Consider the following 14,840-nt stretch of genomic DNA (forward strand, 5'->3'; position numbering starts at 1 on the left):
CACGTCTTGTACTGCCTATCATTGATCGATATAAAATGTTGAGTGATAAATTTTCTGCAAAATAATCTTGTAAATTTTTGGGCTTTACACTTGAACCGAACTCACCTTGCCCCCACTTTTTGTTACAAGCTCAAGGCTTATCTACAAAGCGTTGTTTTTGGCAGCGTTCCCTATAGATACTGGTATTGAGACCATTAATTCAAATAAACCCTTAATTTTATTAACCAACTTTTGGAGTCATATCGATGAACATTCGTCCTTTACATGACCGTATTGTCGTCCGCCGCATAGAAGAAGAAACAAAAACGGCTGGTGGCATCTTGCTTCCTGGTTCAGCTCAAGAAAAACCTTCACAAGGTGAAGTATTAGCTACTGGTAACGGTCAGATTCGTGACAACGGCGAAACTCGTGCGTTAGATGTAAAAGCTGGCGACAAAGTTTTGTTCGGTCAATATGCTGGTCAAACCGTAAAGGTTGACGGTGAAGAACTGCTTATTATGAAAGAATCTGATGTATTGGGTGTGCTAGAAGGCTAATTGCTTACGAGGCCTGTTGGCTGAGTCAGTTGTTCGCAAAGCGCATTTATAACCATACTATCGAATCATTCAACCGTATTCTCATACTTATAATAGTGGAGTAATTTAACATGGCAAAAGACGTAAAATTCGGCATTGATGCCCGTAAACAAATGATGGACGGCGTAAACGTTCTAGCAAACGCAGTACGTGTAACACTAGGCCCTAAAGGTCGTAACGTTGTTATCGATAAATCATTTGGCGCACCTACCATCACTAAAGATGGTGTTTCAGTTGCCAAAGAAATCGAACTAGAAAACAAATTCGAAAACATGGGCGCACAGCTAGTACGTGAAGTTGCTAGCCGTACCAACGATGTTGCTGGTGATGGTACGACCACTGCGACGGTATTGGCTCAGTCAATCTTGCAAGAAGGTATGAAGTCAGTGGCTGCTGGCATGAACCCAATGGATCTTAAACGCGGTATCGATAAAGCGGTACGTGCTGCTGTTGAGCAAATCCATTTGTTGTCTACACCCGCTGACGACGAAAAAGCCATTGCACAAGTAGGCTCTATCTCTGCTAACTCAGACACCAAAATCGGTGAATTGATTTCGCAAGCGATGCAAAAAGTCGGCAAGCAAGGCGTTATCACTGTTGAAGAAGGTTCAAGCTTCGAAGATACCCTAGAAGTTGTAGAAGGTATGCAGTTTGACCGTGGTTATATCAGCCCGTACTTCGCGAACAAGCAAGACAGCTTAACGGCTGAGTTTGAAAACCCATATATCTTGCTAGTTGATAAAAAAATCAGCAACATCCGCGAAATCGTGCCATTACTTGAGCAAGTAATGCAGCAAAGCAAGCCATTGCTTATCATCGCTGAAGATGTAGAAAACGAAGCGCTAGCAACTTTAGTTGTTAACAACATGCGTGGCGGCTTAAAAACTTGTGCGGTTAAAGCACCTGGTTTCGGTGATCGTCGTAAAGCCATGTTAGAAGACATCGCGACGCTAACTGGCGGTACGGTTATCTCTGAAGAGATTGGTCTGAGCCTTGAGACTGCTACTCTTGAGCAACTGGGTACTGCTAAGAAAGTAACTGTTGGTAAAGAAAACACAGTAATCGTCGATGGCGCTGGTAACAAAGCTGATATCGAAAACCGTGTTGAGTCTATCAACCGTCAAATCGAAGAGTCTACTTCTGACTATGACAAAGAAAAGCTACAAGAGCGTGTTGCTAAACTAGCAGGCGGCGTAGCAGTAATCAAAGTCGGCGCAGCAACCGAAACAGAAATGAAAGAGAAGAAAGACCGTGTTGATGATGCGCTACATGCGACTCGTGCAGCGGTTGAAGAAGGTGTTGTACCTGGTGGTGGTGTTGCCTTAGTTCGTGCGATGAATGCATTGTCTGAACTAACAGGCGATAACGACGATCAAAACGCAGGTATTAACATCTTACGTCGTGCGATGGAAGCACCACTACGTCAAATCGTAACTAACGCAGGTGAAGAAGCGTCAGTTGTGGTAAACGAAGTGAAAAGCGGTAGCGGTAACTATGGTTACAATGCTGCTTCTGGTGAATACGGCGATATGATTGAAATGGGTATTCTTGACCCAGCTAAAGTAGCACGTTCAGCACTAGAAAATGCTGCATCTGTTGCAGGCCTAATGCTTACCACTGAAGTTATGATTACTGACTTACCGCAAGGTGATGACGGTATGGGTGCTGGCGGTGGAATGGGCGGTATGGGTGGAATGGGCGGCATGATGTAATTTTACTTCTGCTGCAAAGCGATTTATCTTTGTCAGACAAGCTCAATGTACAACAAGTACTATTTTTGCTTATCTTCCTCGGTAAATCGCTTTTCGCTAAAAGTATGATTTTGTCATAAAGTCTATTTGACTATTAGAAGCTCTGTTATCGAAAGATAGCAGGGCTTTTTTGTGTCTAGTCTAATAGGATAGTGGATTCATATAGAAAAACCCTTATAGGCTGAGCTTATCGTGATTTTTTAGGGTTGAAAAATAAATATTGATCATTGGTTTGAAACTCTTAAAATTAACAGCCATAATGTAGAAACAAAACAGTTGTTAAACTTACACATAAGATTGTAATCTTATTTATATTTTTGGAAAATTAATGAAGAAAGTATTATTCACCGCTCTTGTTTCACTTAGTGTCATGTTCGTTCCATACAGTTCTAGTATTGCTCAAAGTAATAAAATGAACGATCTCACGAGTATTGATCAGATGTATAGCTCTAAGTTAGTTGGTACTTGGAACTGCAATCCTGTCGAAATGGAAGTTGAAGATGCAACTGTTACTATGAAAGGAAGAGCTTCCTATTTCACTAATAAACGAAGTAATACATTTGGTACGATGATAATAGATTATCCTAAAGAAAAAATTACGCTTGAATACGATTATTTCGGTACAGGCACTTGGGAAATAAATAATAAAAAATTAGTTGAAATATTAGAAGATATTAAGTTGACTAATATAAGTCATCCATACATGAATCAGTCATTCAATATGACTGATATGTTCCCAAAAAATATAAGTGCATCTTCCTCAATTATATCTTTGTCACAATCAAGTATGACTTTGAAAGAGGATACTGAGGGCGTAATATTTACTTGTTCAAAAAAATAATTAAATAAAGAACTTCTCTCATGAGCCCAAATTATCTATACAAATAAACCTCTAGTTCTAACCCATATAGAAAAACCCCGATAGGCTGAGCTTATCGGGGTTTTCTTATAATCGTTTGGTATCTTTCAACTAATAATAAAATTAAATTTACTGATTCACCGCATCCCGTCTAAACGTCCACGTTTTATCATCAGAAGCGGCTTCACAGTAGTAATATCCTGCTAGATCGAACTGCTTTAGTTGCTCAGCATTGGTCAGCTTATTATCTGCTGCATACTTCACCATCAGTCCACGTGCTTTTTTGGCATAAAAGCTAATCACTTTATATTGACCATTTTTTTCATCTTCAAATCGTGGTGTGATGATGTCAGCCTTCAATGCTTTTTTCTTTATCGCCTTAAAGTATTCATTAGAAGCCAAATTAATCAATGTTTTATCGTCGCTATCAGCCATCCGCGCATTGATAACCTCAGTCACTTTCTCGCCCCAAAACTCATATAAGTTATTACCGCGCTCATTTTTCAGTTTGGTGCCCATCTCTAAGCGATATGGTTGGATTAAATCTAAAGGTTTTAACACACCATAGAGCCCTGACAAAATACCTAAGTGCTCATTGACGTAGATAGTCGTGTCTTTATCCATGTGATACATATCAAGACCAGTATAAACGTCACCATCGAACAAATACCCAGCAGGTTTTGCCGCATTAGTATTATCAGTGAATGGTTGTTCTTTACTCCAGTGCCACTGCTGATTACGCGTTGCATTAAGCTGTGCTAAATCATTAGAAATGCTCATCAGCCCTTGTAAATCAATCGGTTCTTTAGATTTCATTACTTGCATCAATACTTGTGAGTGTTCAATTAGCTCAGGCTGACTATAGTAGTTGCCTAGATTTAATGGTATGGCGTCTGTCTCATTCAGAGACTTGGCAGGGGAGAGTAAAAAATACATCGTTATTCCTTATTATAGTGAGTAAATGACTCGGTAACACGCCATAGCTTATTACCGAATCAAGCATTCTTATTATACGGTATGCATGGATTGAGTTTAACTGACACGTTGGGTTTTGACACCATTCTGACATGTATCAATAGTTGTTGTGAGGATGATAACTCTCATTTATGCAGGGGATTGAGCGATTTTGAAAAAGTAAAAATTTTTAATATAACAATAAAAGTTATGTAAATGGTGTAAATACCTAACTTTTTATTTTACTTATGGGTCATCTTTAGACAATGAAAGTTGGTAGACGATATACCTATAATAAAAAGCCATGATGGTAAAGTTATCATCATTTATTAAATTGATAAACCTTTGGTCGCAATACTGATCCAATCAAAACCAAAGGTTTTTCTGTCCTCTATGCTTGTGAAATATGCGTTGAGGATATTAAGGATAGTTGATAGACGTAGATATAGTCCATTAGACGTGAGTAAGGAGACGGTATGAAAATCGGTGTAATCAGTGCAGATAGCGCGAGCGAGAGCCGTGTAGCCATAACCCCAGACGCAGTCAATAAGTTGCGTAAACTTGGGTTTGAAGTTGTCATTCAGTCAAAGGCAGGTCAAGCAGCGTACTACGCTGATGCGCTGTATCAAGCTGCGGGTGCCGACATTGCCAGTAGCAGTGCCGAGGTCATTACCCAGTCTCAGATTATTACCACCGTCAATGACCTATCAGCTGACGCCATCGATGGCTTGTCCTCTGGTCAGATCGTCATTGGCATGCTCGACCCATATCGCAACACTCAGCTTGACACTTATGCAGCCAAAGGCGCGACAGTCTTTGCGATGGAGTTATTGCCTCGTACCTTGTCACGCGCACAGAATATGGATGTCTTGTCATCACAGGCCAACCTTGCGGGTTATAAAGCAGTATTGCTAGCTGCCAATGAGTATTCACGTCCATTCCCGATGTTTATGACGTCAGCCGGTACGGTCAAACCCGCCAAGGTCGTTATCCTAGGTGTGGGAGTGGCAGGTTTGCAGGCCATTGCAACTGCCAAGCGTTTAGGCGCGGTCGTTGAAGCCAGTGATTTACGTCCGACTGCTCGTGAGCAAGTAGAATCACTCGGTGGTAAATGGTTGGATGTTCCAATGAGTGCAGAGGAGGCCGAGACTGCTAAGTCTACCGGTGGCTATGCGTGGACGCCATCCGAGCAATATGTCAAAGATCAAGCGGCTGTCGTGGACAAAGCCTTGAGCAACGCGGATATAGTCATTACCACAGCTCAGATTCCTGGTCGTAATGCTCCGCGTCTGGTACATGGCGCAACGCTTGCCAAAATGAAGGCAGGTTCAGTATTGATCGATATGGCGGCCGGTACCGGTGGTAACGTCGAAGGCAGCGTGCCTCACCAAACCATTACCACGGACAACGGCGTACGTATTGTTGGTGCTGCCAATATCCCATCGATGCTTGCCGCCCAGTCTTCAGATTTGTATGCCAATAACTTGGTTAACTTTATCACGACCTTAATTGCGACTGCTGGCGACGACGCTTCAGCAAGTGACGCATCAGCTAAGGTGGTACTTAACGTAGACATGGAAGACGAGATTCAGGGTGCACTGGCAGTGACACATGACAATCAGGTACGACTGGCCAAACGCTAGTTTTAACGGTCTACCACGACATACTTTGTCACCATACATTTGCCAGACATGAATAAATTTTAGGAGGATTAGATGATTGCCACTATTTTAGCGTCAGCACCCGCCGGTGCCGCCATGGCCAGTACGCCATTTGTCGCGATTTTTACCGTATTTGTACTCGCTATTTTTGTCGGATACTACGTGGTTTGGGGCGTAACGCCTGCATTGCACACGCCGTTGATGGCCGTCACCAACGCACTATCAAGTATCGTCATCGTTGGTGCCATGCTACAGACCGTCACCATTGATGGTTCTATCTTTACACCAACCAGTATACTTGGCGCTTTTGCCGTATTTTTAGCCAGTATCAATATCTTCGGTGGCTTTGCCGTGACCGAGCGTATGCTTGCGATGTTTAAACCGAAAGTGAAAAAAGCACCTGTAGCAACAGAAAATGGAGGCGACGCATGAATGATTTCTCAGCAATGATTGCGGCAAATGCAGATTGGTTCTACCTAGTCGGCGCGATTCTTTTTGTTTTAACCTTGCGTGGTTTGTCTAGTCCTAAGACGGCTATACGTGGTAACCGCTTCGGTATGGTCGCCATGGCGATTGCGGTCGTCACGACATTCTTCTTAGCAGAAGGCCCTGTGCTTTGGTTAATTATTGGTGCGATGATATTGGGTGCCCTCGTTGGTATGTGGAAGGCAAAGACGGTTGCGATGACCCAAATGCCAGAAACCGTTGCCTTGATGCATTCATTCGTCGGTTTAGCTGCAGTCGCCATTGCACTTGCAACCGTGCTACACACTGAACAGCAGCATGGCGCCGTTGCCCGAGTTGAGCTGTTTATTGGTTGTTTCATCGGTGCGATTACGTTCTCAGCATCCGTCTTTGCCTTTGGTAAATTGGCAGCAAAAAGCTGGGCGAAGACACTGGTCGGCGGCTGGGTAAAACCTGTCCAAGCGTTATTGTTCATTGCAATGATTGGTTTTGGTGGCGTTTATTTCGTTACTGACTCATTACCAGCATTTTATGCGATGGCAGTGATTGCAGTGATATTCGGTTGGATGTGGATTGCCCCAATCGGCGGCGGTGACATGCCAGTAGTAGTCTCGCTATTGAACTCATTCTCTGGTTGGGCAGCAGCAGGTATTGGTTTCACGCTTGGCAACTCGATGCTGATTATTGCAGGTTCGCTCGTTGGCTCATCAGGTGCGATCTTGTCTTACATCATGTGTAAAGCCATGAACCGCTCATTACTCAACGTTTTATTTGGCGGTATGGGTACAGGCGCTGTAGCAGCGGGCGCTGATGATGGCGCTCCTAAAAACTACAAAGCAGGCTCAGCAGAAGATGCTGGTTTCTTAATGGCTAATGCGAGTAGTGTTGTCATCGTACCGGGTTATGGTATGGCACAGGGCCGTGCACAGAATGCAGTCAAAGAGTTGTACGAGCTGCTAAAAGAAGAAGGTGTGAATGTGCGTTTTGCGATTCATCCAGTCGCGGGTCGTATGCCAGGTCATATGAACGTCCTATTGGCTGAAGCCGATGTCCCTTATGATGATATTTTAGAGATGGATGAAATTAACTCAGACTTCGCGAGTACCGATGTGGTCTTAGTCATCGGTGCGAACGACGTGGTAAACCCTTCTGCGAAAGATGATCCAACCTCACCAATTTTTGGTATGCCGATTCTAGAAGTAACCAAAGCCCAAACGATTATGGTCATCAAGCGTTCAATGAACACGGGTTATGCAGGGCTTGATAACAGTCTGTTCTATATGGACAAAACCATGATGATCTTTGGTGATGCGAAGAAAATGGTCGAAGAGATGGTTCGTAGTATCAATGGTGCAGGTCATTAATCATTAAAATATGTGTTTAACTGTCATTATTCACAGATAATTTTTTAGATAAAGAAAGTCACTGAGGTGGCTTTTTTTGCGTTAAAGTGTGCGGCATTTATGAAGTAATTATAAGCTAAGGTCATTGCCTACTATAGTCACCAATGATAAATACAATGAAATAAGAGAAATATTTATGAATATGTTACTGCGTTTTTTTATTATGGTTAGCTTGCTTAAGCAACAGCTCAAACACCAATCGATGAGTGAAACTATCAGTCTAGAGGCATTGACCGCACCGACTGTCCGTCATTATCGAATTTTGCCACATGACATGGGGTTTCGCGATCATCTGCCCAATTATCGTTATCTGTCGTTTATTGAACTCAACGTCACACGCTGGGTAATGGCACGCTGTCACCAAAAAGGCATTAAGCCGTTAAACTGGGTGATTGCCATGCAAGAGATGATTTATCTCAAACAAATCAAATTTTTGGATAAAATGACGCTCAGTAGTGCGGTCGTAGGATGGGATCATAAATACGTGTATTTTGAGCATCGCTTCTTTGTAAAAAATCAACTGATGGGTGTGGGTATGACCAAGTTTGTTTTTACAGATAATAAAGGCATGCGTACGCCAGAAGTGCTGGATATGACGGGCGAGCAGCTGACGGATATCATTACTACTTGGAACGCACACCAAGTCGCCATTAAGTCAAACAAGTCAGCTTAAGAAATAGTATGGCAAAATAGCAGAGTAAAACAACTTGGCTATAATCCTTTGGTGAATTTTGGTAGGATAGCGCTTATCAATGCGACGTTATCAAAACGAACGCATCGTCTTTTAACCGACTGGTTTTAACACTGCTAAAAAAAGGTACCGTTATGATTCCACAAAAATTAAAATGGACAGACAGCTTAGATATCGCGATTGAGCTTTATGAAAAGTTTCCAGAAACAGATCCGCAGTACATCCGCTTTACTGACCTGCATCGCTGGGTGACTGAGCTTGAAGGCTTTGATGATGATCCACAAAAATCAAACGAAGGCATCCTAGAAGCGATTCAAATGAATTGGATTGATGAAGCGGATTAATCAGTGCTGTCATACCAACTATTGTCTTACATAGAACATCAAATCAACAAACAGAAAAGGCTGCATCATGACGTCACAAATTAAAGAATTAGCCGAAGCGATCACTTGCAATGGCATTAGCGCTCGTACGACTAATAACGCAGAGATTAGCCACGACACTGCCAAGCTTGGTAGATTATGGCAAAAGTTTTATCAAAAACATGCTGGTGATCTTCCTGAAGGTGAAGACATTTATGGTGTTTATCATAACTATGAGAGTGAGGATTTAGTAGGGGCGTTTGATGTTGTGGCAGGTTGGAAAACGAGCAGTGAGCAAGCGCTGTCAGACAACGACAAGACCGCTAATGCTGCAAATGTGGTGACAGTAAATATTCCTGCAGGGAAGTACTTGGTATTCTCTGAAGAGGGTAAAATGCCATACACGGTGATGAATGCTTGGGAAAAGGCTTGGACCTACTTTAATGATCGCAGCTGTGAGCATGTACGAACGTACAATGTTGATTTTGAGCAGTATATCGGTGGCAATTTAGAGTATGGCAAGGTTGACCTCTATATTGGTATCGAGTAAACAGATCTACCCATAAAAAGTAAGCTTTAAAAGCGTTGTTTTTCCGATGTGCTCAACCACTCAACCACCTTCAAGCAGCTGGCTGAGCGGTTGACCTTCAGTATTTCCCTTACTATGTTTCTTCCCTTCATATATCGTTGAGTAGGTTTGTTTTATAAGAAACGAACTTATATTTTTCTGAACCGTCCTTTCCCTTCAAGTAGTGAAATTACGAAAATTTACTTATTCCTTCCCACTTTAAAGTATATTGAGTGGCGTGTCGATATGAGAAAATTCTCAAAGACTCTAAGGGTAAACAGTAAGTATGGATAATGATAATGACGATAAGATTTCAGTTTACGAGTTAGGTATAATCAAAAACGCATTGCGAAGAAGAGTCGTTGATGTAGAAGAGTTTAAAACAGAAGGTGTGCTGAAAGAGGAAGAAGACATGAATGATAAAGTTGATGCTTTTCAAGCAGAGCTAATCAATATAAAGCAAAAACTTGAGAATATTCCTTCAGAACAAGGTATTGATCTTTAAAAAATAACTAGGGCGTGTCATCATTCAGATTGTGAGGACACGGCTTAGGTATCCATACCAAATATAAAGGTTAATAGGCTGACCGTCTTAAAAATCTTGAATGAAATGTTCATAAAAAAGCGCCAAATCTAATTAAGATTTAGCGCTTTTTTTTGCTTTCTTCAATGAATAATTAGTCTAGCAGCAAGTTCTCTAAAATCCCTTCATAAATCTGTGCCAATCTACCCAAATCATCAACTTCTACCTTTTCGTCAACCTGATGAATCGTTGCATTACGCACACCTAGCTCGACTACTTGCGCGCCTGTTGGTGCGATAAAACGCCCATCAGAAGTACCGCCTGAAGTAGATAGTGTGGTATCAGTATCAGTCACCTTTTTGATTGCTTTTTGACAGGCAGACACTAGCTTACCTTCTGGGGTTAAAAACGGCTGACCAGACAATTTCCAATGAATATCGTAGCTGGCCTTATTCTCTAAAATCTGGCTATCGGCAAAGTGTTTGTCAAAGATAGCATGTGTTTTTGCTTTTAGCTCATCTTCAGTGGTTTCGGTAGAAAAGCGAAAGTTAAAGACGGCATTAAGCGTTTCAGGGATGACATTGGTCGCGCCTGTGCCACTATTGATATTAGAGATTTGCAGTGATGTCGCAGGGAAATAGTCATTGCCATTGTCCCAAGTCGCTGCAGTCAATTCTGCCAAAGCTGACATGGCGGCATGGATAGGATTAGATGCCAGATGTGGATAGGCCACATGACCTTGTTTACCAGTCACCGTGAGCACGGCACCCAGTGAGCCACGACGACCGTTTTTGATGATATCACCTAGCGTATCAGTACTTGATGGCTCACCAACCAAGCAATAGGTGATTTTTTCTTGACGTGCTTCTAAGGTTTCAATGACTTTGACCGTGCCATTAATTGATGGGCCTTCTTCATCTGAGGTGATTAAAAAAGCAATTGAGCCGTTGTGCTCAGGATGATTGGCGACGAAACGTTCGGCTGCGACAGTAAAAGCTGCAATACCAGTTTTCATATCAGCGGCACCGCGCGCCCATAGATACCCATCGGCGATGGTTGGGGTAAATGGTGGATAGGTCCAGTTTTTTTCATCCCCAGTTGGTACGACATCGGTATGACCCGCAAAGCAAATGACTGGATCAGTCGTGCCGCGACGCGCCCATAAATTTTTGACTTCGGCATGTTCGCCGCTTTGTTTCCTGTCACCAAAATACATAAACTCGCAGTCGAAGCCTGCCTGTTCTAACCGTGCTGACAATATATCTTGGCAACCATCATCATCGGGCGTCACTGAAGGACGTTCAAGCAGCGCGATACTTAAGTCCAATGTTGCTTGTTGATGAGTTGTTTGTTGAGCCGTGTTTGCTTGGTTATGAGTGTCAGACATGGGTAAGCCTTGTATGTAATAAATTAAAATGGTAAATATAAATAAAGAGTAGAGAATAAGTGCTAAATGGCTACTTCTACAAAGGGTACAAGACCATCACGGCGCATCCAAGTAGCGATAGAGTAGCGTTGGCGATGCGCAGTTTGTACTTGATGACGTAAATCACTATCAAAAATAATCAGTCTATTGGCAACTGGCATCACTTCATGATGCGTGCTATGTTTATCAACGACCTCTAGTGCACCGCCATCGGTTGCTTCCCAATTATCATTAAGATAAAACACTGCCGAGATCACCCGTTCATCACGTCCAGCAGGGTTGTCACTGTGCCATTGATAGCCAAAGCCAGTCGGATAGCACGCATAATGCGCTTCGCTATGGCGAATACCAGCAAATAAACTACGATTGAATAGCGAGGCCAAAGCATTAATGCTTTGTAGATAGTAATAACCTGCAAAAAAGTCTTCAGTAATCCAGCGTATTCTATCACCGCGAATATCACTGATGCGAACACCAGCGGTCAGCTCTGCATCACGATAGTCAATAAAACCGCTTTCTGCTTGTAGTGCTAACAAGGCAGTACTATTGAATACATCGTCAATGATGAGCCAGCCGTCAGTGACAAAGGTATCGAGCTGTTTATCCGTCAGCTTATCTTCCCAGTTAACCGCAAAGTCAGACATTTGCAATACGTGCTGAGTAGGAATTTCTTGGCTATCATTATGAGTATCTGGCAGCAGTAATGGTGGATTATCCTGACCTATCGGATGATCAACGACCAACGCTGTCTTGTTAAGGTTGCTAATAATCTGCGTCATTTCATCTCATTATTATCAATCAGCTATCAATATACCGTCATTCAATGCGCTTTTATTGAAAGCACTTACCAAAACCACATTATCTTTTACTCTGCCTATGCTACCATAGATGCAATTTTTCTTATTTAAACTTTTGAGATTATGAACTATAAACACGCCTACCACGCTGGTAACTTTGCTGATGTGGTCAAACACATTTTATTGGTACAACTGCTCAATCAACTGGGGCAAAAAAACAAACCTTTTTATGTGCTAGATGCATATGGCGGTCGCGGACTGTACTCGCTAAGTAGCGAAGAAGCTCGCAAGACAGGAGAGGCCAAAGGCGGTATTCAAGCGTTGCTAAAAGCAAATACCGACAAAGCGCCAGCCGCTGTCAAAGATTATATGGAAGGCATCAAGCAGGCCAGATTCACTTATGACAGTAAAGTCTATCCTGGCTCGCCATGGTGGATTGCTCATCATGTCGAAAAAAATCCTGATGCGGGTGTCCGTGGCGAAGCTTTTGAAGCCAAAGCCAGTGAATATGATGCGCTGAACTATCAGTTGCATAAATTGCCAATTGGTATCCATCACCGTGATGCTTTCGAAGGTATTACGGCGGTTATTCCACCAAAAGAAAAGCGCGGTCTTATTTTTCTTGATCCTCCTTATGAGCAAGAGCACAAAGACTTTACACGCCTTATCAACTTGTTGATTAACTCTTATAACAAATGGCCACAAGGCACTTATGCACTTTGGTTTCCTATCAAAAACATCGAAGCAGTAGAGCTGTTTTACAAAAAGCTTAAGCGTACTGAAATGAGACGTCAGCTGGTTTGTGAGCTAAATATTTATCCTAATGATGTTGCAGTTGGTCTGAACGGTACAGGTCTACTGGTTATCAATCCACCTTGGCAGTTTGATAACCATGCGCGTGAGATATTACGTTTCTTACAGCCAGCGCTAAAAGTAGCTGACGCTCCAGATTTGACACCTGATAGCGCGACCAATGTGCGCTGGCTCGTTGGTGAATAGTAATGTCAGTAAATACGGTGTCAGTGAATAGCCATGTCGGCCAATGAGGATAGTAAAATGACAAACGTGCAGCCACCGACCGGCCAACCAAGCAATGCGTCTTCAAACCATGGATTGTTGCAAGATAGTGCAGCAACCCAGCCACCGTTTGTCGATGAGCATGAGTTCAATGTCCGCCTAGCAGACAATGACAGTTATGATGGTCTGACTTTTGAAGTGATTGAAGCAGAGGTGGCTGAAGGTAAGCGAGTGGTCAGTCGCGGTGTTTATTTAGCACCCAACTTGATCACAACCTTATCGCTACTGTCAGGTTTTTACTCGATTTTAGCGAGTACCCAAGGCGAGTTTTACAAAGCCTCATTGGCCATCTTCTTATCCGCTATTCTGGATGGGGCAGATGGTCGTGTCGCCCGCATGCTCAATGCGCAGAGTCCATTCGGTGAGCAATATGACTCGTTAGCCGATATGCTAGCCTTTGGCGTTGCACCTGCTATCTTAATTTACAGCTTTGCTTTAGAGCCGTTAGGCCGCATTGGACTTGGTTGCGCATTCGTTTTTACGGCTTGTGCTGCTTTTCGCCTCGCACGTTTTAATGTTCAGGTTGGCATTGTCGATAAAAAGTACTTTGTTGGTTTGGCGAGTCCACTTGCTGCTATATTGGTAACGTCTGCTGTTATGGTCGCAGTCGATCATAATGAGTGGATTGGTCAATACGATACAGCGGTCATGTTGTTGTTTGCCGCTTGGGTGGTGACTTGTGGTCTGCTGATGGTCAGTAATGTCAAATACTATAGTTTTAAAGAATTTGACAAAAAGAAAGTCCCTTTTGTGGTTCTTATTATTGGCGTATTGGTCATGAGTATCGTGCTTTATGACATTCCTGTTGGTATCTTAGCCATCGGTATCATTTATGCGTTGTCAGGTATAGTCACTACGATCAAAACGAAAGTAAAAGGCTAGCATTTCTTTTGACATATAAATGGAGGAATTTACCGCAAGGTAAGTTCCTTTTTTTATGTACCTTATATATGTATCTGGCAGACTCATTATGATGAAAATATTTAGGCTATGAATATAAAACCAAGTATAGAGATTTCGATAGCGATAACAATGAATTAGCTGAAGACAGTATGGCTGTCAAAAAATAACCAAGATTATTTGTAGACTGTCTTTATTTACTGTCTCAACCCCCCATAAATTGCCACCCAATCGACAGGGCCATAGTGAGATTACCTAACTAATCAAGCTATTTCACACTAAATAGAAATTACCTCTTGACTCAGAATTTAAACCGTCTATAATACGCCCACATCAAGACGAGCTGGACAGCTTATATGTCAATTACATATAAACAACCCAGTTAACTTGAGTGAGACAAAATATAAAAAAGCTTGACAATCCCAATCATTATGATAAGATAGTCGGCTCGCTAGATAGCTTAACCGGCAACGGAAAAGATTAGATAGAGAAAGCAATACCCTATATATCAGTTACTGGGCGACAGTGATTGAGCACTATTTAAAAGCATAACTAAAGAACAACTTGTGTGGATTTTTGCTGATTCAGAATGCTAAAAAATAAAGTTGGCTGACTATCTTTTCGATAGAATTCTAACTATAAAAATTATCATTTAAGACAGTAAAAAAACTCAAAGTTAATTCATTACGAACATAATTTTTAGCGATTTTGCCAGATTAGATGAGCCAAGTTTAGAAGCTTCTTTAAAGAGCTTCATAGCAAGATTAAACTGAAGAGTTTGATCATGGCTCAGATTGAACGCTGGCGGCAGGCTTAACACATGCAAGT

At 42.2% G+C, this 14,840-nt stretch carries 15 protein-coding genes; 12 read left to right on the forward strand and 3 right to left on the reverse strand.

Annotation, left to right across the window (positions count from 1 at the left end; all coding sequences use genetic code 11):
* Window positions 1-245 precede the first annotated feature (245 nt).
* The 3 genes from QL982_RS08805 to QL982_RS08815 all read left to right on the forward strand — a co-directional run bounded on the left by QL982_RS08805 (window position 246) and on the right by QL982_RS08815 (window position 3,167).
* Entirely contained in the window at window positions 246-536 is a 291-nt protein-coding gene (locus QL982_RS08805) for a co-chaperone GroES (protein WP_010196840.1), read from the forward strand.
* A 110-nt stretch (window positions 537-646) separates the two neighbouring features.
* The gene (gene groL / locus QL982_RS08810; protein WP_290162916.1) at window positions 647-2,287 is read left to right on the forward strand and encodes a chaperonin GroEL; all 1,641 of its coding nucleotides are present in this window, start codon (window positions 647-649) and stop codon (window positions 2,285-2,287) included.
* Between the two features lie 367 nt (window positions 2,288-2,654).
* A complete protein-coding gene (locus QL982_RS08815) occupies window positions 2,655-3,167 on the forward strand; it encodes a hypothetical protein (RefSeq protein ID WP_290190268.1) in 513 nt (170 codons plus the stop codon).
* Between the two features lie 147 nt (window positions 3,168-3,314).
* Here QL982_RS08815 and yaaA read toward each other — a convergent pair whose 3' ends face one another.
* Window positions 3,315-4,121 carry a peroxide stress protein YaaA gene (gene yaaA, locus QL982_RS08820; protein WP_290165841.1) on the reverse strand — a complete coding sequence of 269 codons (807 nt, stop codon included), beginning with the start codon at window positions 4,119-4,121 and terminating at the stop codon, window positions 3,315-3,317.
* A 494-nt stretch (window positions 4,122-4,615) separates the two neighbouring features.
* On the opposite strand from yaaA, the gene QL982_RS08825 reads away from it, so the two are divergent.
* From QL982_RS08825 to QL982_RS08855, 7 genes are all read left to right on the forward strand, one after another.
* Window positions 4,616-5,782 carry an NAD(P) transhydrogenase subunit alpha gene (locus QL982_RS08825; RefSeq protein WP_290165843.1) on the forward strand — a complete coding sequence of 389 codons (1,167 nt, stop codon included), beginning with the start codon at window positions 4,616-4,618 and terminating at the stop codon, window positions 5,780-5,782.
* A gap of 114 nt (window positions 5,783-5,896) precedes the next feature.
* Window positions 5,897-6,232, forward strand: a complete 336-nt coding sequence (locus tag QL982_RS08830; protein ID WP_290165845.1) for a proton-translocating transhydrogenase family protein — start codon at window positions 5,897-5,899, stop codon at window positions 6,230-6,232.
* A gap of 14 nt (window positions 6,233-6,246) precedes the next feature.
* Entirely contained in the window at window positions 6,247-7,629 is a 1,383-nt protein-coding gene (locus QL982_RS08835) for an NAD(P)(+) transhydrogenase (Re/Si-specific) subunit beta (protein ID WP_197217970.1), read from the forward strand.
* Between the two features lie 175 nt (window positions 7,630-7,804).
* Complete coding sequence (locus QL982_RS08840) at window positions 7,805-8,341, forward strand: acyl-CoA thioesterase (protein WP_290190269.1); 537 nt, start codon at window positions 7,805-7,807, stop codon at window positions 8,339-8,341.
* Window positions 8,342-8,493: 152 nt separating this feature from the next.
* On the forward strand, window positions 8,494-8,703 hold the full coding sequence (gene iscX / locus QL982_RS08845; RefSeq protein WP_010196865.1) for a Fe-S cluster assembly protein IscX: 210 nt from the start codon (window positions 8,494-8,496) through the stop codon (window positions 8,701-8,703).
* A gap of 67 nt (window positions 8,704-8,770) precedes the next feature.
* Window positions 8,771-9,271 carry a GyrI-like domain-containing protein gene (locus QL982_RS08850; protein ID WP_290165624.1) on the forward strand — a complete coding sequence of 167 codons (501 nt, stop codon included), beginning with the start codon at window positions 8,771-8,773 and terminating at the stop codon, window positions 9,269-9,271.
* 304 nt (window positions 9,272-9,575) lie between these two features.
* Window positions 9,576-9,794 carry a hypothetical protein gene (locus QL982_RS08855; protein ID WP_290165623.1) on the forward strand — a complete coding sequence of 73 codons (219 nt, stop codon included), beginning with the start codon at window positions 9,576-9,578 and terminating at the stop codon, window positions 9,792-9,794.
* A gap of 172 nt (window positions 9,795-9,966) precedes the next feature.
* On the opposite strand, the gene dapE is transcribed toward QL982_RS08855, so the two are convergent.
* Both dapE and QL982_RS08865 read right to left on the reverse strand, forming a co-directional pair.
* On the reverse strand, window positions 9,967-11,199 hold the full coding sequence (gene dapE, locus QL982_RS08860; protein WP_290165620.1) for a succinyl-diaminopimelate desuccinylase: 1,233 nt from the start codon (window positions 11,197-11,199) through the stop codon (window positions 9,967-9,969).
* Window positions 11,200-11,261: 62 nt separating this feature from the next.
* Window positions 11,262-12,017 carry a 2OG-Fe(II) oxygenase gene (locus tag QL982_RS08865; RefSeq protein WP_290165618.1) on the reverse strand — a complete coding sequence of 252 codons (756 nt, stop codon included), beginning with the start codon at window positions 12,015-12,017 and terminating at the stop codon, window positions 11,262-11,264.
* Window positions 12,018-12,158: 141 nt separating this feature from the next.
* Here QL982_RS08865 and rlmJ point away from each other — a divergent pair, with 141 nt between their 5' ends.
* Both rlmJ and pssA read left to right on the forward strand, forming a co-directional pair.
* Entirely contained in the window at window positions 12,159-13,034 is an 876-nt protein-coding gene (gene rlmJ / locus QL982_RS08870; RefSeq protein ID WP_290165616.1) for a 23S rRNA (adenine(2030)-N(6))-methyltransferase RlmJ, read from the forward strand.
* Window positions 13,035-13,091: 57 nt separating this feature from the next.
* Window positions 13,092-13,994: a CDP-diacylglycerol--serine O-phosphatidyltransferase gene (pssA, locus tag QL982_RS08875; RefSeq protein WP_290165614.1), complete on the forward strand. Its 903-nt coding sequence runs from the start codon at window positions 13,092-13,094 to the stop codon at window positions 13,992-13,994.
* Window positions 13,995-14,840: the final 846 nt, after the last annotated feature.

Origin of the sequence: Psychrobacter sp. 5A.1 (assembly GCF_030407455.1) — a bacterium.
Taxonomy (GTDB): domain Bacteria; phylum Pseudomonadota; class Gammaproteobacteria; order Pseudomonadales; family Moraxellaceae; genus Psychrobacter.

Bases quoted from the DNA above. Each gene is read 5' to 3' on its own strand.
- QL982_RS08805 (WP_010196840.1), top strand. From the start codon at position 246: ATGAACATTCGTCCTTTACATGACCGTATTGTCGTCCGCCGCATAGAA.
- groL (WP_290162916.1), top strand. From the start codon at position 647: ATGGCAAAAGACGTAAAATTCGGCATTGATGCCCGTAAACAAATGATG.
- QL982_RS08815 (WP_290190268.1), top strand. From the start codon at position 2,655: ATGAAGAAAGTATTATTCACCGCTCTTGTTTCACTTAGTGTCATGTTC.
- yaaA (WP_290165841.1), bottom strand. From the start codon at position 4,121: ATGTATTTTTTACTCTCCCCTGCCAAGTCTCTGAATGAGACAGACGCC.
- QL982_RS08825 (WP_290165843.1), top strand. From the start codon at position 4,616: ATGAAAATCGGTGTAATCAGTGCAGATAGCGCGAGCGAGAGCCGTGTA.
- QL982_RS08830 (WP_290165845.1), top strand. From the start codon at position 5,897: ATGGCCAGTACGCCATTTGTCGCGATTTTTACCGTATTTGTACTCGCT.
- QL982_RS08835 (WP_197217970.1), top strand. From the start codon at position 6,247: ATGATTGCGGCAAATGCAGATTGGTTCTACCTAGTCGGCGCGATTCTT.
- QL982_RS08840 (WP_290190269.1), top strand. From the start codon at position 7,805: ATGAATATGTTACTGCGTTTTTTTATTATGGTTAGCTTGCTTAAGCAA.
- iscX (WP_010196865.1), top strand. From the start codon at position 8,494: ATGATTCCACAAAAATTAAAATGGACAGACAGCTTAGATATCGCGATT.
- QL982_RS08850 (WP_290165624.1), top strand. From the start codon at position 8,771: ATGACGTCACAAATTAAAGAATTAGCCGAAGCGATCACTTGCAATGGC.
- QL982_RS08855 (WP_290165623.1), top strand. From the start codon at position 9,576: ATGGATAATGATAATGACGATAAGATTTCAGTTTACGAGTTAGGTATA.
- dapE (WP_290165620.1), bottom strand. From the start codon at position 11,199: ATGTCTGACACTCATAACCAAGCAAACACGGCTCAACAAACAACTCAT.
- QL982_RS08865 (WP_290165618.1), bottom strand. From the start codon at position 12,017: ATGACGCAGATTATTAGCAACCTTAACAAGACAGCGTTGGTCGTTGAT.
- rlmJ (WP_290165616.1), top strand. From the start codon at position 12,159: ATGAACTATAAACACGCCTACCACGCTGGTAACTTTGCTGATGTGGTC.
- pssA (WP_290165614.1), top strand. From the start codon at position 13,092: ATGACAAACGTGCAGCCACCGACCGGCCAACCAAGCAATGCGTCTTCA.